Annotated in this window: 14 protein-coding genes and 5 tRNA genes; 15 read left to right on the forward strand and 4 right to left on the reverse strand. The window is 65.4% G+C overall.

Annotated features, from left to right (window positions below):
* The first annotated feature begins 48 nt into the window (after positions 1-48).
* From grxC to ASE35_RS01875, 4 genes are all read left to right on the forward strand, one after another.
* A complete protein-coding gene (grxC, locus tag ASE35_RS01860; protein ID WP_056173270.1) occupies positions 49-336 on the forward strand; it encodes a glutaredoxin 3 in 288 nt (95 codons plus the stop codon).
* Positions 337-528: 192 nt separating this feature from the next.
* Entirely contained in the window at positions 529-864 is a 336-nt protein-coding gene (locus tag ASE35_RS01865) for a carboxymuconolactone decarboxylase family protein (RefSeq protein ID WP_223621702.1), read from the forward strand.
* 252 nt (positions 865-1,116) lie between these two features.
* Entirely contained in the window at positions 1,117-2,130 is a 1,014-nt protein-coding gene (locus ASE35_RS01870; protein ID WP_056173276.1) for an isocitrate dehydrogenase, read from the forward strand.
* A 424-nt stretch (positions 2,131-2,554) separates the two neighbouring features.
* Entirely contained in the window at positions 2,555-3,898 is a 1,344-nt protein-coding gene (locus tag ASE35_RS01875) for a Na+/H+ antiporter NhaC family protein (RefSeq protein ID WP_056173281.1), read from the forward strand.
* Between the two features lie 64 nt (positions 3,899-3,962).
* Here ASE35_RS01875 and ASE35_RS01880 read toward each other — a convergent pair whose 3' ends face one another.
* The gene (locus ASE35_RS01880; RefSeq protein WP_057162804.1) at positions 3,963-4,721 is read right to left on the reverse strand and encodes a Bax inhibitor-1/YccA family protein; all 759 of its coding nucleotides are present in this window, start codon (positions 4,719-4,721) and stop codon (positions 3,963-3,965) included.
* A gap of 155 nt (positions 4,722-4,876) precedes the next feature.
* On the opposite strand from ASE35_RS01880, the gene ASE35_RS01885 reads away from it, so the two are divergent.
* The 4 genes from ASE35_RS01885 to ASE35_RS01900 all read left to right on the forward strand — a co-directional run bounded on the left by ASE35_RS01885 (position 4,877) and on the right by ASE35_RS01900 (position 5,313).
* A tRNA-Pro gene (locus ASE35_RS01885) sits at positions 4,877-4,953 on the forward strand.
* A gap of 41 nt (positions 4,954-4,994) precedes the next feature.
* Positions 4,995-5,071: transfer RNA gene (locus tag ASE35_RS01890), tRNA-Arg, on the forward strand.
* 39 nt (positions 5,072-5,110) lie between these two features.
* Positions 5,111-5,187, forward strand: a tRNA-His gene (locus ASE35_RS01895).
* A gap of 50 nt (positions 5,188-5,237) precedes the next feature.
* Positions 5,238-5,313: transfer RNA gene (locus ASE35_RS01900), tRNA-Lys, on the forward strand.
* 265 nt (positions 5,314-5,578) lie between these two features.
* On the opposite strand, the gene ASE35_RS01905 is transcribed toward ASE35_RS01900, so the two are convergent.
* The gene (locus tag ASE35_RS01905; RefSeq protein ID WP_235569975.1) at positions 5,579-6,901 is read right to left on the reverse strand and encodes a VCBS repeat-containing protein; all 1,323 of its coding nucleotides are present in this window, start codon (positions 6,899-6,901) and stop codon (positions 5,579-5,581) included.
* 1,304 nt (positions 6,902-8,205) lie between these two features.
* Here ASE35_RS01905 and ASE35_RS21840 point away from each other — a divergent pair.
* The 3 genes from ASE35_RS21840 to ASE35_RS01910 all read left to right on the forward strand — a co-directional run bounded on the left by ASE35_RS21840 (position 8,206) and on the right by ASE35_RS01910 (position 11,684).
* Positions 8,206-8,400, forward strand: a complete 195-nt coding sequence (locus ASE35_RS21840) for a hypothetical protein (protein ID WP_235569976.1) — start codon at positions 8,206-8,208, stop codon at positions 8,398-8,400.
* A gap of 813 nt (positions 8,401-9,213) precedes the next feature.
* A tRNA-Gly gene (locus ASE35_RS20930) sits at positions 9,214-9,310 on the forward strand.
* Positions 9,311-9,599: 289 nt separating this feature from the next.
* The gene (locus ASE35_RS01910) at positions 9,600-11,684 is read left to right on the forward strand and encodes an alkaline phosphatase D family protein (RefSeq protein WP_057162807.1); all 2,085 of its coding nucleotides are present in this window, start codon (positions 9,600-9,602) and stop codon (positions 11,682-11,684) included.
* Positions 11,685-12,192: 508 nt separating this feature from the next.
* Here the strand turns inward: ASE35_RS01910 and ASE35_RS20935 are convergent.
* Positions 12,193-13,008, reverse strand: coding sequence for a hypothetical protein (locus ASE35_RS20935; RefSeq protein ID WP_157489216.1), 816 nt, complete (start codon positions 13,006-13,008; stop codon positions 12,193-12,195).
* A 338-nt stretch (positions 13,009-13,346) separates the two neighbouring features.
* On the opposite strand from ASE35_RS20935, the gene ASE35_RS01915 reads away from it, so the two are divergent.
* From ASE35_RS01915 to ASE35_RS01930, 4 genes are all read left to right on the forward strand, one after another.
* Positions 13,347-13,751 (forward strand): hypothetical protein, encoded by a 405-nt coding sequence (locus ASE35_RS01915; protein WP_057162809.1) that lies wholly within the window; start codon positions 13,347-13,349, stop codon positions 13,749-13,751.
* Between the two features lie 278 nt (positions 13,752-14,029).
* Positions 14,030-14,671 carry a GNAT family N-acetyltransferase gene (locus ASE35_RS01920; protein ID WP_157489217.1) on the forward strand — a complete coding sequence of 214 codons (642 nt, stop codon included), beginning with the start codon at positions 14,030-14,032 and terminating at the stop codon, positions 14,669-14,671.
* A gap of 211 nt (positions 14,672-14,882) precedes the next feature.
* Positions 14,883-15,500: a hypothetical protein gene (locus ASE35_RS01925; RefSeq protein ID WP_157489218.1), complete on the forward strand. Its 618-nt coding sequence runs from the start codon at positions 14,883-14,885 to the stop codon at positions 15,498-15,500.
* Between the two features lie 117 nt (positions 15,501-15,617).
* The gene (locus tag ASE35_RS01930; protein WP_057162815.1) at positions 15,618-16,514 is read left to right on the forward strand and encodes a sterol desaturase family protein; all 897 of its coding nucleotides are present in this window, start codon (positions 15,618-15,620) and stop codon (positions 16,512-16,514) included.
* Here ASE35_RS01930 and ASE35_RS01935 read toward each other — a convergent pair.
* Positions 16,511-17,194, reverse strand: a complete 684-nt coding sequence (locus ASE35_RS01935; RefSeq protein WP_057162817.1) for an AraC family transcriptional regulator — start codon at positions 17,192-17,194, stop codon at positions 16,511-16,513. The genes ASE35_RS01930 and ASE35_RS01935 overlap by 4 nt on opposite strands.
* Positions 17,195-17,370 lie beyond the last annotated feature (176 nt).

Genomic DNA, 17,370 nt, shown 5'->3' on the forward strand with positions numbered 1-17,370 from the left:
CATAGTCAGACCGCAACCCACCCGCCGAGTTTCATCAGGAGAACCGTCTTGAGCGTCACCGATACCGCGCCGTCCGAAGCGCCCGAGAAGATCGTGATCTACACCACCGCGATCTGCCCCTATTGTGTGGCCGCGAAAAACTTCCTGAAGAGCAAGGGCGAGTCCTGGACCGAGGTCCGGATCGACCTGGACCCGGCCCAGCGCGAGAAGATGATGAGCCTGACCCGGCGCACCAGCGTGCCGCAGATATTTATCCGCGGCACCCACGTGGGCGGCTACGACGACATGATCGCCTTGCATCGCGCGGGCGGGCTTGAGCCGCTGCTGGCGGGGTGAGTGGGCGCGATCGGGCGGCACCGCCGCCTGCGCCCGCGAACGCCCGGCCAGGGATGGACGGGCCGGACCATCCGCTAGCCGGAACGGTAACGCCATGAACGGCAAGCGCGCCCCATCATCGAAGGAGTTTCCGTGAGCAACGACAGTACCGAAAGCGACCGCGTCGCCGAGTTCACCGCGTTCCGCAAGCGCATGAACGAACGCATCCTGGCCGAGCCCAACCAGGTCGTGCGGCGCTTCTTCGCCCTCGACACCCAGACCTACCAGCCCGGCGCGCTGGACCTGAAGACCAAGGAACTGCTGGGCCTGGTCGCCTCGATGGTGCTGCGCTGCGACGACTGCATCAGCTACCACGTCGCCCAGTGCAAGGACGCCGGGGTCAACCGCGACGAAATGTTCGAGGCCTTCTCGGTCGGCCTGGTGGTGGGCGGCTCGATCGTGATCCCGCACCTGCGCCGCGCGGTCGATTTCCTCGACCGGCTGGAGCAGGGCGAGGCCGCGGCGCCGGCGGGGCACGATCACGGCTGAGGCCCGTCCATTACCTGACCTGTGGGAGCGGCGTAAGCCGCGATTGGGCCTCCAGCCTGCGTCGCAACCGGCGGCCTATCGCGGCTTACGCCGCTCCCACAGGGGCGGTGCGCGCCGGATCGGGCCGTCCGCCACCCGACCATCGTCCAATACGGCGCCGAATGCAGGGTCGGGCCGCTTCCGGCATAATTACGGGGCTCAACCTTGCGCCGCGCCGCTTGCGCCGCGCCCTATCGCTGGAAGAACTCCCTCATGACGCAAACCATTACGGTCATCCGTGGCGACGGCATCGGCCCGGAGATCATGGACGCCACCCTGCACGTGCTCGACGCCATGAACGTCGGCCTGTCCTACGAATTCGCCGATGCCGGCCTGGTCGCCCTGGAGAAGCACGGCGAGTTGCTGCCGGCCTCGACCATGGACTCGATCCGCAAGAATCGCATCGCCCTGAAGAGCCCGCTGACCACGCCGGTCGGCGAGGGCTTCAGCTCGATCAACGTCGAACTGCGCAAGCGCTTCGACCTGTACGCCAACGTGCGTCCGGCCAAGTCGTTCCCGAACACCAAGTCGCGCTTCCCCTCGGGCGTGGACCTGATCACCGTGCGCGAGAACACCGAAGGCGCCTACATCGGCGAAGGCCAGTCGCTGACCGCGGACGGCGAAACCGCCACCCTGGTGCAGAAGATCACCCGCCGCGGCTCCGAGCGCATCGTGCGCTACGCCTTCGACCTGGCCCGCAAGACCGGCCGCAAGAAGGTCACTGTGGTGCACAAGGCCAACATCCTGAAGTCGACCTCGGGCCTGTTCCTGAAGACCGCGCGCGAAGTGGCGCAGCAGTACCCGGACATCCAGTGCAACGAGATGATCGTGGACAACACCTGCATGCAGCTGGTGATGCGTCCGGAGCAGTTCGACATCATCGTCACCACCAACCTGTTCGGCGACATCATCTCCGACCTCTGCGCCGGCCTGGTCGGCGGCCTGGGCCTGGCCCCGGGCGCCAACATCGGCACCGACGCGGCGATCTTCGAAGCCGTGCACGGCACCGCCCCGGACATCGCCGGCCAGGGCAAGGCCAATCCCTGCGCCCTGCTGCTGGGCGCGGCGCAGCTGCTGGACCACATCGGCCAGCCCGAGAAGGCGACCAAGCTGCGCGAGGCCATCATCGCCACGCTGGAAGCCAAGGACTCGCTGACGCCGGACCTGGGCGGCGAGGGCAACACCATGTCCTTCGCCAAGGCGATCGCCAGCCGCGCCATCGCCTGATCCAGGCCAACGCGGTACCGCCACGGGGCGCCTTCGGGCGCCTCGTTGCGTTTGCGGCGCAGGAAAGCCCAGCGACTTTGTAGCCCTCTCCCGCGTGCGGGGTGAGGGCCGGCGTTGCGCACCATCGGCTCGCGCTGCATCGACCGTCCGGCCGTCCTGCGGTCGGATCGGGGTGTGGGCTGCAGGGAGGGCCGCCGAGGCTGCATCGCCCCTGGGCTCGCGCACGGGGCGAGAGGGCGGGGCGTCTGGCCACCACTGGCCCCCTCAAGTCCGTGTCAGCCCGCTCCAGGCGTTGCTAGCAGGTGGCTGGACGCCAAGTTCCCCCACCTGAACCGTCCTCCCCGCCTGTGGCCGCCACAGCCCTCGACAGCGCCCATGTTGCACCGCAAAATAGAGTCCTAACAAGTTCCATACGGATGAAGCGATGAATGCCCCGGTCCGCCCCAGCGCGCTCGCGCTGACGCCGCTGCTGCTGTTCCTGGCGCTGTTCTTCGGCGCGGGGATCTACTTCACCACCCACGGCGAGGCGATGGGCTTCTATCAGTTGCGCGCGCCGGTCGCGATCCTGCCCGCGCTGGCGCTGGCGGCGTTCATCGCCTGGCGCCGCAAGCTCAAGCCGCTGGAGACGCTGCTGGAGGGCATGGGTGACAGCAATGTCGTGCTGATGTGCCTGATCTTCCTGCTCGCCGGCGGCTTCGTCGAAGTCTCCAAGGCGATCGGCGCGGTCGACGCGATCGTCTCGCTGGGCATCGGCCATGTGCATCCGGCCCTGTTGCTGCCCAGCCTGTTCCTGGTCGCCGGCTTCATCTCGCTGTCGCTGGGCACCTCGATGGGCACCATCGCCGCGGTCGCGCCGATCGCCCTGGGCGTGTCCGACGCCTCCGGCTTGGATCGCGCGCTGGTGCTGGGCGCGGTGATCGGCGGCGCCACCTTCGGCGACAACCTGTCGGTGATCTCCGACACCGCCATCGTCGCCACCCGCACCCAGGGCTGCACCATGCGCGAGAAGTTCCGCGAGAACTTCAAGCTGGCACTGCCGGCCGCGTTGCTGACCCTGATCGTGCTCGGCTTCGTCGGCGAAACCGCACCGGTCGCGCCGCTGGAACCGGTCTCGGCCTGGTTGATCCTGCCCTACCTGATCGTGCTGGGCATGGCCCTGGCCGGCGTCGACGTGATCGTGGTGTTGAGCGTGGGCCTGCTGGTGGCCGGCGGCTTCGGCTTCTTCCTGGCCGACGACTTCGGCCTGGCCGCCTACGCCGGACACATCTGGGACGGCTTCGAGAGCATGATCGAGATCACCCTGCTGTCGCTGCTGGTCGGCGGCCTGGGCGCGCTGATGAAGGCCACCGGCGGCCTGGCCTGGCTGGCCCAGGTGATCGGCAAGTTCGCGCGCGGCCACAAGAGCCGGCGCGCGGGCGAGGTCAGCATCGCCGCGCTGTCGGCCACCACCGACGTGTTCACCGCCAACAACACCGTCGCGATCCTGATCAGCGGCGGCCTGGCGCGCGACATCGCCCAACAGCACGGCGTGCCGCCGGCGCGCGCGGCCAGCGTGCTCGACATCTTCGCCTGCGTGACCCAGGGCATCCTGCCCTACGGCGCGCAGATCCTGCTGGCCGCCTCGCTGGGCGCGGTCTCGCCGCTGGCCCTGGCCGGCAGCGTGCACTACAGCTGGCTGCTGGGCGGCATCACCATCCTGGCCATGCTGTGGTCCTCGCGTAAGCGCGCGCCGCAGCCCTTGCCGCAGGCGGCCGAAGAGCGCGGCTGAGGGCAGGGCGGAGGCGAAAAAAAGGGGCGCGATCGCGCCCCTTTCTCGTTTCCCGCGGCGTCGCTCAGTTGCGCGACTGCAGCTTCGACAGCAGACGCAGGAACTCGATGTACAGCCACACCAGGGTGACCATCAGGCCGAACGCGGCGTACCACTCCATGTACTTGGGCGCGCGCTGCTCGACGCCGGTTTCGATGAAGTCGAAGTCCAGCACCAGATTCAGCGCCGCCACCACCACCACGAACAGGCTGAAGCCGATGCCGATCAGGCTGGACTCGTGGATATAGGGCATTTCCTTGCCGAACAGGCGCATGCCGAAGCTGACCAGATACAGCACGAAGATGCCGCCGGTGGCCGCGGCCACGCCCAGCTTGAAGTTCTCGGTGGCCTTGATCAGGCCCGAGCGGTAGGCGAACAGCAGGGCGAACAGGGTGCCGAAGGTCAGCATCACCGCCTGCATCACGATGCCCGGATAGCGCGCCTCGAACACCGAGGAGATCGCGCCCAGGAACAGGCCCTCGACCAGCGCGTACGCCGGCGCGGTCACCGGCGCCCAGGTCTTCTTGAAGATCGTCACCATCGCCAGGACGAAACCGCCCAGACCGCCGATCAGCATGAACGGCATCAGGCCGGTCGCGCCCTCGGTGGTGATGGTGATCTGGCTCCAGGCGTAGGCGGCGGTCAGCACCGTCAGCAGCAGCAACAGGCCGGTCTTGTTGACCGTGCCGTTCAAGCTCATGGCCTGACTGTCGCCCTGTACTACCGTGCCGCTGGCCAGGTCCAGGAAGGTGGATTCCTTGAGTGCCGGATTGCCGCTGCGCATGTTGGTCGCCCCTGTAGTCCTGAATGAACGGTTGTTCACGATGCCGGGAGCATACACGCAGGCCGCTTTAGCCGACGCCTCGTTGACAGCAGCGATGGCGCCGCCCAAACTAGTCGGCCTTTCGCGGCGTTGGCGCGCAACGAGAGTCCCGGCTTCGGGGTATAGCTCAGCCTGGTAGAGCGCCAGCTTTGGGAGCTGGATGTCGTGGGTTCGAATCCCTCTGCCCCGACCATCCGCTACCGGGCTGGGGCGTCAGTTAAGATGTTTGGACTGGCGCCCGTAGCTCAACTGGATAGAGCACCGGCCTTCTAAGCCGGTGGTTGTGGGTTCGATTCCCGCCGGGCGCGCCAAATTCGCAACTGATTTACGCTGTATGTCTACGTTTTACGGTGGCTGTAGCTCAGCTGGTTAGAGTACTGGATTGTGATTCCAGATGTCGGGGGTTCGAGTCCCCTCAGCCACCCCATTGTTGTAAGGACCGAAAAGCTTCTGCTACAATTTCGCTCCTGATGTATCGGGCCGTTAGCTCAGTTGGTAGAGCAGTTGACTCTTAATCAATAGGTCCAAGGTTCGAATCCTTGACGGCCCACCAATACAGAAAGCCCCAGCGGAAACGCTGGGGCTTTTTCTTTTTCCTGTGTGGGGAGCGCAGTCGGGCGTGCCCGGCAAGGCGCTTGCGGACCTTGGGTTCCGCGCCGGGGCAGTTGATCGAGCGCGCGACAGAGAGGGCGGCACTTGTGTCCGCTCCAACCCAAAGCGGACATCCAGAGGATGTCCGCCTCTGACGCTCAGCCCATGTCCAGCCGTGACCGTCTTACGTGCCGATTGCTCCGCATGGGCGCAGATCATGGTGGTGCCTACGGATCCCGAACAGGTACGCCTGCCCGGTTCGGCAGCGGCGCGCCACGGACACGGTATCCATTGCCTTCAAAGCGCGCGCGAACACCTCGTATCACGCCTTCACCGACGTTCGCGCTCACATCGCTGTTGCGCTGAGGCGCAAGCGGAGACGCCAGTCCCGCCACCACGAGCCCCGAACCTTCCACCGCGACTGCCGGCAGCCGGCAATCGGCAATGCGTGGGCGGACGATGCAACCTTGACCGTACAGCAGCACGGGCGACTGGCTCCATCGAGAGACCACCAGATCGCCACACCCGTCATGGTTGAGGTCGCCTGACGCAAAGTAGTTGGACCGGCCCATGTACTGATAGGCGTTGATGAGGGTCTCGGGCGCGAGCCCAGTGCCAGTTTGAAGGTAGTACCCGACGTAGTCCCATCCGCTGTGCGCGATCGCTAAGTCGGTCCGGCCGTCACGGTTGAGGTCGCTAGCAATCAGGGGGCCGGGAGCGGTGAGCCTGGCGACGCCAACGCTCGACATGAGGTTGCCGTGCGAATCTTGTAAATACAGGCGCAGGTTTGCTTCATTCTTTGCTTCGTCCAACATCAGGTCACCGCGACCATCCGCGTTGAAATCGCCAACAGCGAGTGATGCGGCAGCGTTGGAGCCCAGCGGCAGGGATAGCACCACCGGTGCGGCGTACCCCCCTGATGCAAGCGCTGGGTAGATCCGGAATTCCTCCAGCGGTCTGTTGAAGATCGTGGCGAGAATGAGATCGTCCAAGCCGTCGCCGTTGACGTCGCCGGTCGTGCGAACGGCGGACGAGGGCAATGACAGTGTCGAAGTGCGGCCAATGCCGCCAGAACCGCCATGGACGACCGTGGCCGAGGTGTCGCTTGAGTCGACGAGAACGTCGAGGTATCCATCGCGATCGACGTCAGTCACGACCAGTTCGTGGGGGTCGCCGGCTGCGGCCGCGCTCGAGGTGAACGTGCCATCTGCATTCGAGCGAAGCATCATGACGTCATTGCGAGCGGTAGTAATGATGTCGCCTACACCGTCGCGGTCCAGGTCGGCGATCAGGAGCTGGTAGTCGAATTCGTTGCCCCACTCCGTGATCTTGACTGCCGCGTCAAGGCGGCCGTCGCTGCGCTGGTACGCGACGTAAACCCGCATGCGGCTATCCGCCGAGTTGGGCGCGACGCGCGGGGAAAGGAACACGAGGTCGTCCCGTCCATCGCCGGAGACGTCGCCCACAGCGATGGACTGCGCCGTAGAGGTCGCCGGATCCGAGAGGAATTCCGGCGCAGTCATCGAGTAGGACTGCTGCTCGAGGGACATCGTCAGCATTGAAGTAGAGGCGGCGCCTACCCGGTGGTACGGGCGTGCGTTAAGCGTCGCACCTGCCCTCGGGCGCACCCTGGTCGTCGGATCTATCCATGGATGGGCGCTAGGGGGCGCACTTGCCCACGGGCCTGGGCTAGAGGTCGCGTCTGCCCGCGAGCGCGCGTTAGACGTCGCGCCTGCCAGAACGCTGGCCCATGAGGCGGACGGCCGGCGGACAAGGTCGGCCAAACCCTGTGAAGCCCAGACCAAGCCAGCGCATAGACCGCAGGCCACGATCACCAACACCGCACCCGATCGCTTGTGCATTCCCATCCCCATTGTCATCTGGGCCGAGTATATCGGCTGGTATTGGAGGCGACCGCATCAATCTACTGTCGTCGCTGTTTCCAGATCTGCGGCCCCTGTCGCCGTCTAGGCGCGTGCCTGCGCGGGATGGTGCTGCATAGCGACTATGCAGACATCACTCCAGTGCCTCTCTTGCGCCCCGTTTGCGGCGTCGTCTGGCTGTTCCCCTAGACCACAGACTGGTTTCTGGGAGACGTTGCGCCAGGCTCTCCAGCGATGCAGGCTGCGCCCCAATAGCTCATTCAAGCCGACACCGCTTCGCGGCTCGTCTTAATGAGGGTTTTGTCCGGTGTCTGCTTCTTGCCGATAGCGCATGGCCGGGGAAATGGTGAGTACGATGCTGATCTGGGGGCGCCACTGGTGGATGCTACCGGAGAATTGGAGTGGCTTAAGCCATTGATTGAATAGCAAGGTTGCCTGAACTCTTAATCAATAGGTCCAAGGTTCGAATCCTTGACGGCCCACCAAATCGAAGAAGCACTTGGACGCGAGTCCAGGTGCTTTTTTCTTTTCAAGGCTCGGCGCCGAGAATGCCGGCGCGGTGGATCGTTCGCCGGCGCCGCGCATCCGGTTGTCGCCCCGGCAGCGCGTCTGCTCCGTCTCGTGTGTGGCCTTGCTACAGTGGCTGCGTCGCAGGGACGCCGCTGGCGCGGGGAGGGGCATGAAAGGGCTCACGGGATTCGTTCTGGTCGCCACGCTCTGCTCCTGCACGCTGGTGCGGGCCGATGAAACGCCGCCGCTGCCGCCGCTTTTGCCTTGGTACGTGAACGCCTACTTCGGCTTCGAACGCGCCGCGGAGTTCGATCAGGCGGGCATGCCCGAGCGCTGGTACTACCAGAACGCGCTCCAGATCGAAGGTGCGCGCGTGAAGTTGCATAAGCAGACGGGTCTGCAAAGCAGGCCGTCTTTACTCTTCCGAGGGCGACGGTGGTGCGATGTTTTACGAGGGAGAGATGCTGGGCTCGATCGAAGAGGGCCGGGCGGTCCTGCGTTACGCAGGATGCGACCAATGCATTCCTCCGAAGACAGCGCCGGAACCGCTCGATTTGCCAATTCGTCGGGTGTCGCCGAGCGTGATCCTGCTTGGGTCGGTCTCGTACAGCCGCGAGGCCGAGCCGTATCCGAAGCACTGCCCGTCCGGCGTCTAGGTGTGCAGCGCGGGCCGGTCGATCGTCCGGATCGCAAGGTTTGCACGGCAGGCCATAGCGACGCAGCCGCGGCGCTAGTCGCCTCACAGGCTTAGACCACAACGTCGTGCTCTGCTTTCCTGATCCCCTGGAGATTCGCACCTTCAGCCGTCGCGTCCACTCGGGAGCACTTTGCGAACTCTCCGGCCATGCGGACACTGTCGTTCGATACGAATTTATCTTGGCCAGTTCTTGCTGCCAGGGCCGCTGCGTCAGGATGATCCGCCATGAACTAGTAGTCTGACCCCTGTTCCCTTGAGTTTGCGGGGAGCAGGGCAGTTGATCGAGCTTGCGCGACCATGCGGCCACGTCCGCGGCGGGCGATGCTAATGTCCGCTTTCGACCCGAAGCGGACATTGGGAGATCGGAAACGTGGAAGAGGTTGCTGAAGTGGATGTGGAGCTGGCTTTGTTACCTTCGGCTGTGCCGAAGCGTTCCAGGTACCGTCCAAATCATCTGCATCCTCGCACCGAGAGTTCTTCCTGGGCGAGGTTACCTTCGAGAACGGGGTGGTTGATCCGGGGGAGACGGCACGTGCGCGCGTCCGAATATTGGCATCCAAAAGCGATCTCGATTCACTGCTCCAGTTCGGGGCTTGGTCGGTATGGGAGGCAACGAAGCATGTCGCGCAGATTCGCGTGATTACGTTGGTCAGCCGCGCGCCGATGGGTGCATAGACGCGCCCTAAGTTTCATACGTCAGCTCCTGGCCGTTAGCGGACATCGGGAAAATGGCTGGTAGGCTGTTCTGGCGGCGTTGCGGGTGAGCGCCACCGGGAAATCGGAGCGGTTTAAGCCATTGATTCAAGAGCAAAGTTTCCCAAACTCTTAATCAGAATGGGTCCAAGGTTCGAATCCTTGACGGCCCACCAAATCGGAAAGCCCTGGCGGAAACGCCGGGGCTTTTTCTTTTTCGCTGCGCGAGAAACGAGACCGGGTGCGCTCGGCCTGTTGGGCGTTTGCTGTCATCGCAGTGCGGCGATCACCGGTACCAAGCGGTCGCATGCGGCCTGCCGGATGCAAGCGTCCGCATGCCGCGGAAGCCTACTCGCATCGCCTCTCGAGGGGGCAGGCGCGCGCCGCGGTACTTCCGGCACGCTCACCTGCGCAGGTTGCGGGTCTAGCGTTGCGCCGACTCGACACCGCAAACGGTGGGCCGACATGCCGACACTCAGCCGTCGCAAGTTTCTGAAGCTCGCCGTCGCGTTGGGAGCGACCCTGGCCTGGGGCTGCGCGACGGTGCGCCCTTCCTCCAGCGGCTGGCGCGAGCGTCGCGACCTGTTTCCGCAAGGCGTCGCCTCGGGCGATCCCGACGATCACAGCGTCCTGCTGTGGACGCGGCGGCCCTATGCCGATGGCCGCGAGCGCGCCACGCTGCGGGTCGAAGTTGCGCTAGACCCGGCGTTCGCGCGCGTGATCGCGACCGCGACGGCACCGGTGCTGGCCCAGGCCGACTGGACCTGTCGCGTGCTGGTCGGCGACCTGCCGCCGGCCGGCGAGTACTGGTATCGCTTCGTCGACGAGGACGGCAACGGCAGCCGGATCGGCCGGACGCTGACGGCGCCCGCGGCCGACGATGCGCGCCCGGCGCGCTTCGCCTTCGTCAGTTGCCAGACCATCTGCGAGGGGGCCCAGAACGCTTATCGGCGAATGATCTGGGAAGACGAGCGCGCCGCGCCCGCGGACCGGCTCGGCTTCGTGCTGCACCTGGGCGATTTCGTCTACGAAGTCGTGCAGTACCCGGACCAGGTCAAGAACGGCCATCGCTACGACCGCCTCATCAAGTTTCCGATCAGGTTTCCCAAGGGCAAGACGGTCGCCAAGAACCGCTTCTGGGTGCCGGACTCGCTGCAGGACTATCGCGTCCTCTACCACGCCTACCTGCAGGACCCCGACATCCAGGATGCGCGTGCGCGCTGGCCGTTCGTGGCGATATGGGACAACCACGAATTCTCCTGGCAGGGCTGGCAGTCGATCCAGGAGTTCCCTGGCGGCGAAGGCTGGGTGCCTGCGCAGACCCTCAAGGTCGCGGCTAACCAGGCCTGGTTCGAATACCAGCCGGCGCGCGTGTTAGCGCCGGGCGCCGCGCTGGAGGCCTTCGATGCGCCGAACGTCGTCGACACGTTGGTCCATGATTTCGACGACGACGGGCTGGGCACCGAAGCCAACAACCTGGCCGCGATCAACAGCCTGATCGCGTATCGCGGCGTGCGCTGGGGCCGGCACATCGACCTGCTGGTGACCGACCAGCGCAGCTTCCGCTCGCGCGATCCGGGCAATCACGACGAAATCAATCCGCTGTTCGAAGACGACACGCTGGGCTTCGTGCCCGAGGAGCTGATGCGGCAACTCGACGGCGGCCGCGACTACGCCGACGGCCATCCGCCGGCGAAGCTGTCCTTCGGCGCCAAGAGCGTGGCCAATTACCGCGTGGGCGAAGCCGCGCAGACGATGTTGGGGGCGAAGCAGAAGGCCTGGTTCCTGGCGCGCCTGCGCGGCGCGACGGCGACCTGGAAGATCTGGGGCAATTCGCTGGGAACCCCCGACTGGCGCGTCGATCCGCAGAACCTGCCGGCGGCGCTGGGCAAGTATCCCGAGGGCGCGGGTTTTGCCCTCATGGCCACCGGCGACTGGGGTTGCGCCTATCACGAGCGCGCCGAGATCTTCGACGCGGTGCGCGAGGCCGGCATCACCGGTTTCGCCATCGTGTCTGGCGACCGCCACAGCTTCTGGGCGGGCTACGCGGCCAAGGCCTTGCCGCCTGCGGCGTTCGAGCCGGTGGGCGTGACCTTCGTGACCGGCTCGATCTCCGCCCCGGGCATGGCCGAAGCCAACGAGCACAACCAGAAAAAGGAAAATCCGCTGCGCCCGCTGTACATCGCCAACCCGGGCGACGGGGCGCCGCAGCCTACCGTCAACCTGCTGCTGCAGCACGGCGTGCGTTCGGCGCTGGAGTTCGCCAGCAGCGGCGACCTGCGCAAGGCGCACGCGGCGAGCAATCCCGACCTGGCGCCGCATCTGTCCTTCGTCGACATGGGCGGACACGGTTACACCACCGTGCGGGTCGACGCCGGCACGATGGCGACCGACTTCGTCTGCATCCCCAGGCCCCTCGAGCGCAGCCCCGGCGCGGACGGCGGGCCCTTGCGGTATCGCGTCCGCCACGAGGTGTCGCTGTGGCGGCCGGGCGAGCGGCCACGGATGCGGCAGACGGTCCTGGAGGGCGATCCCGGACTGGCGGTGTGAGGCGCGCCATTGCGTTGAGATTCGGTGTCCGTGTGGGGTCGAGTGACCGCAGGCGATGACTACGCTACCGATCCATTGCCGATCACCACAGCGTCGTGCTCTGGACGCGACGCTCCTATGGCGATGGCCGCGTGCGCGCGACGCTACGGGTCGAAGTGGCGCAGGCCCCCCGGCGTTCACGCGTGTGATCGCGGCTACGGCGGCGCCCGTGCGGGCTCAGGCGCGATCGTGCGGATCTCGGCCGACGCCGGCGCATACGCCGCCGGATCGCAGCAGCGGCAACGCAAAAAAACGCCGCCAGAGAATGGCGCCGGAAGGTGGCTGTTAAAGACGCCTACACTAGGTCAGTACAGGTACCCTTTCAAAAAATGGAGCGCGATCGCGAGGGCAACTGGCGCCAACACGATCAAACGCTGCCTTTTGTCTTTGATGAAGTAGAGGGCCAACGCGACGGATAACATTGCGAGGCAGTACATAATTGCGAATAGCAGCTCTCTCGTCATGGCTATTAGAACCCCCAACGTGTCGGCCCAGGATAGCTTTGATTGCAGTTTCTATCACGCTGGTCATGATCTGCTCCTCCCGACCGAAGAAGCGTCCCCACCGCCAACCCACAGCCCGCAGCGCCTAGACCCGTCTCCGCTAGTGGACAGGTTGCAACTACACCTCCGATTGCATACAAGCCATCAACAACATCTTCATTTGCTTCGTCGCACTCCCCCCTTCTCCAAACCTCGAAGTAGTGCTTGTCCTGGGCAATTGTCGTGGGGTCGTAAGTTAGCGAATACCAATCGTCGTGGTAGTCGAAGCCACGAATGCCCATCTGCCGCGAGAAGTCGCCTATTTGATAGTCCGGTAGAAAGTAGCCGGGGCCGCAAGGAGATAAATCGCAAGGGCCTCCTGTCGCGCTCGGCGGGCTCCATTGGGCAGGGCCTATAACACGCTCCCACCCACCAGGCCGGCTAGCGGCCATCCTCACGGAGTCGGCAAATGCGTTGGCCGCTTGAACGTTGTTCCCGGCGTACGCCATCGCTACTTGCTGCAAGGGAGCCTCAGCCGCGCCGTGCGCGTTGCTCACGTATACGCGGTCCGTAGGGGCGTCATAGACCACAGTGACCAACTGGCTACCATCGCCAATCGTTACTGTGCTTTGCTTTGTTATCCCGTTCTGCGACGTGTAAAGCCGATCAAGTTCGAACATGGGCTCTTCGTCGGGATTCTCATGGTCCGAGTAATCCCCGCCGCCATCACCGGCCACCGCCGGGTTTGCAACCATCATCGTAACCAGCGCGACCAGACCGGCCGCCCTCCAGAGCTTGTTCATATCCGTATGACCCTAAGTTGGCCGAACCTTCGGCCGCTGTAGTCGAGCATGCCGGTCGCCTATGAAACAAGGCGAGCCGGCTCATCAGAAACGGCACGCATTTTCCTCAGGCCGATGGCTCGGTTGACCAGCACCAGGTCGATGGAGTGCAGCGTGGCTCAGTCGTGGCCATGCAGCGACGTACTGCAGTGCGCATAGGGGCGGCACGATGATCGATGCCGATGCCGATGCCGATGCCGATCTGCTTCGATCCCGAGAGGCTTTGCGTAAGAACAGCAGAAGTCACGTGAGTCGGCTACTGTGTAGTTGGACTAAACGAGAGGAGCTCGGAGTTCTCCATGGATCAACCCCCGCAGGACCCGATGCCCCAGGTCAGCCTGGACACGGCCGTTACGCTGTCCTTCGATTACCTCAAACAGCTGGGAACGGTCGCGATGACGGCCGCCGCCGGGCTTATCGCGCTGGTCCAGTTCGTGGATGGCGACAAGAAATTCTTCATCAAGGTCATGATCGCCGCCAGCCTGATGTTCCTATCGGCGCTGTTGGCTTTCTTCGTGCAGTTCTCGCTGATGGACCGAATCAGGCAAGGCCACGAACTCTTGCGTAAGCGCGAAGCGGCCGGCTATCCGCATCTAGGAGCGAAGCGGCTTGAACGAGTATTCGAGGGGCTGGCGCTCTGGCTTTTGTCCATCAGCATGGGCATCGCCGTGCATGCGTTGATCAGCATCGGCGTGCCGGCCTGAATCGATCGCCAACGTCCGTTCGGTGTGATCGGCGGAGGGGCGGCAACGTCGGCCATCAATAGGGGGCGAGCGTCGTTCGATGCTGGCGCGGGCAGGCCCCGGCGTGAGTCGCTCGCTCAGTTCCTGCCTGGTGTTCTGGGTCGTGGCGATTGTCTTAGATCCTGAGACGGCACGATGCTTTAGTGGGAACACACGCGGACGTCGCGGCGGAGAGACGGCACGACGCAGCCGATGCCGTCGCGGAGAACGCGCCAACCAGGCGCCACATACGATCAGCCATGCCCACATCCCACCTCGATCCGAAGCTCGTTTTGGCTTGGCAAACAGCGCATTCCATAGTCAGGGGCACCCCGGCCCCGGTGCACGATCGCGGCGGCTATCGGGTGGATACCGGCTCGGATAAGGAAACCAAGCGCTGGGTGTTTCCGCAGTTCTGCGACGGCTTGCGCGAGATCGCGCGGGAGATCACGGCGCCGCGCCATTACTTGAAGTTGTGCGGCACCGACGAAGCGCTGCGTAGCGCGCTGCCGGCACGCTGGGAGATGCAGCCGGCGAACTATTTCATGACGACGGTGGCCGTCGGCCCGGAGCCCAAGCCCCTGCCGGATGGCTACCGGATGGAGCTCCATCGCACCGGCCCGGTCACCCGCGCCTGCGTCCTGGCGCCGGATGGCGGCCTGGCCGCGAGCGGCTGCGCGGCGGAGACCGCGGAGGTCTTTATCTACGATCGGATCGAAACCGACCCGGATCACCGGCGCAAAGGATTGGGCATCGCGGTCATGAGCGCGCTGGGCGCCGCGCGAACATCCCTTGCGAGCCGGCCATTGCTGGTGGCCACGGCGGACGGCCGCGGCCTCTATGCCAACCTGGGCTGGACGGTGTTGGCGCCCTTCGCCGCGGCGACCATTCCGGAAAGGTGAGCGCCAGGCTGGGCGGTCCGGTCTGGCGATGTTTGGCCATACAGGGTGGCTGAGCCGGAGGCGCTAGGCCGCTACAACGGACAAGGCGTCTACCCATACGAGGCATGCGGAGTCTGGCGTCCTGTGCCGGCCGTGCGGCCGCGCGCCGAACCGGTGCCTAGCGCTCGTGTAGCCGTCCTAGAATGCGGCTACGACGGACAAGGAAGGTGTCATGCCTAAGCTGCAAGGAATCGCGGCCGTTGCCGCACTGGTCATGGGGTTCAGCGGCGTCGCGGGCGCCATCGATAGCCGCGGGGCGGTGCGCGCGGCCAATATCTCGGCGGAGGCCCAGGCGGGCGACGACATCCAGTTCGACTATGCGGCGCGCCACGTCCAGATCGCGGACTTCGATCGCAACGGCGTGGACGAGGTCGTTTATCTGCAGACGGCGACCTGCCTCGGCGCGAACTTCGACTGCGAGAACGACATTATCGTAATGACGCCGATGCGAAAGGACGATTCGTTCTGGCGTCCCAGTTCGCTCGATAACGACTATATGGCGGATCTGAAGCGACGTGGCCGCCAGAGCGGATACGCATGGAATGCATCCTTGCACGTGCCCGGCGAGGTGCGTGCCTTGGCGATCGTCGGCGACCGCATCCAGGTCACTTTCGACGTCCTCCGCGATTCGCCGATCTGCAAGCGCTCGATAGAGCGTGCGGCCAGCAATCCCTGCCCGGAGCCGGGTCGCTACCGCTGGAGCCTGTCGTGGCGTCCCGGTGAGGTCTCGAAAACGCATGAGGTCGCCTTGGGCGGCGGCGGGAAGACCGCAACTCGAGGAACTCGCTAGACGCTGTCGGTTCTTCTCCCTGCCGGACGATCCGCGCGCGCAGGATGCGCGGTTTGTTCAAGCCGCGCGGGCGGCGCGGGCGTGAGCATGCGCGCTCCATGATCGCCTGGAGTGAAGATGAAACGCTGGATCCTGCGCCTGTACGCCCCGGTGTTCCTGCTGGGCTTCGTCGGCACCGCCGCGTGGTGGGTGGGGCAGCGCCACGGCGATGCGCTGTGGTTGCTGCCGCTGCTGAGCCTGGCGGCGCTGCTGTCCTTCCTGGTCGAGCAGTTGTGGCCTTACGACGTCTGCTTCAACCGTAGCCATGGCGATCGCGGTCGCGATGTCCTGCATGCCTTGGTCAACGAGGGCGCGAACGTGCTGTCGATAGGTTTGGTGCCGCTGCTGGCGGGCTGGCTGCCCTGGCAGTGGTGGCCGCTGCAGTGGCCGTTCGCCGCGCAGTTGCTGCTGGCCATCGTGGGCGCCGATCTGGGCATCACCCTGATGCACTACGCCAGTCATCGCATCGGCTGGCTGTGGCGCCTGCATGCCGTGCATCACGGCGTGACGCGCATGTACGGGCTCAATGGATTGATGAAGCATCCGCTGCATCAGGCCGTCGAAGCGGTAGGCGGGGTGTTGCCGCTGCTGTTGCTGGGCATGCCGTATCCGGTGGCGGCGGTGCTGGCCTTCGCCATCGCCGTGCAGCTGCTGCTGCAGCATTGCAATATCGCCATGCGGCCGGGCCCGCTCGGACGGATGATGGTCTGGGCGCCGCGGCATCGCCTCCATCACCTGCGTTACGGCCGCGCCGGCGACGTCAACTTCGGCTTGTTCTTCACGGTCTGGGACCGGCTGCTCGGCACCGCCTTCGATGCGCCCGGCTATCGCCTAGGTAGCCGCGACCTGGGGATAGGCAGTCAGCCGGACTATCCGCGCGACTACTTTGGCCAACTGCTGGCGCCGTTCCGCGACCTGTCCTCGGGCGATACGCCGCCGATGCCGGCGGCGCTGACGACGGCCGCCAGGCGTTAGGTCTGTAAGCGCAACCCGCGCAGTTGCGCGGCGCCGATCCCGAACATGCGCCGCAAGCTGCGCGACAGATGCGCCAGGTCGGCGAAACCGGCAGCGTGCGCGCTGTCGGTGAGGCTGTCGCCGGCGAGCAGGCGCAGCAGGGCCTGGTGAAGGCGTCGCCATAGCACCCAGCCGCGCAGGGTCACGGCCAGGTCGGATTGGAAGCGCCGCTGCAGCTGGCTGGTCGACCAGTGCGCGGCCTGCGCGATGTCGGCGGCGGACACGCTGTGGGGCAGGCGCGCGCCGATCTCGGCGATGGCCGCCTGCAGGCGGCGGTCCAAGGGCCGGGCCCGGCACAGGCCAGACAACAACGGCTGCAGTGCCGACAGCTGGGCCGGCAGGTTCGGCAGTTGCGCCAGCACCGCGTCGACATCGACGTGGCTGGGCTCGAGGAAGATCGTGCAGCCCTCGGCCGGGGCGGCGAGCACCGCATGCGATTGGAACGAGGGTAGCCACAGGCGATGCGCTTGCCTGCGTTTGCCGTCGACCTCCACCAGCCAGGGCTCGGCATCGCTGAGCAGCAACTGGTGGGCGTAGTGCGCGTGGCGCAGGCTGCGGCCGGCGCGGCCCTGCAGCGCCGCCACGTGCTCGCCCAGCAGTAAGGTTCCGATCCAGGCGCTGGAGGAGGGCAATGCAGGCATGCGGATGTCGGCGAAAACTCGCTAGCGTTCGTGCAAGAGCGATTGTGGCCGAAATCGAAGCTCGGCAATCGCAGGTCCGACAGGCGGTCGGGCTGGAGTTCCCGCGCCCATCGGACTGCCGCCTATCTTCGCTTCCTGCACGGGCAGCGAGCCTGTGATCGATCGTGACCCGAAGC

The organism is Lysobacter sp. Root916, from assembly GCF_001429785.1.
Lineage (GTDB): Bacteria > Pseudomonadota > Gammaproteobacteria > Xanthomonadales > Xanthomonadaceae > Lysobacter.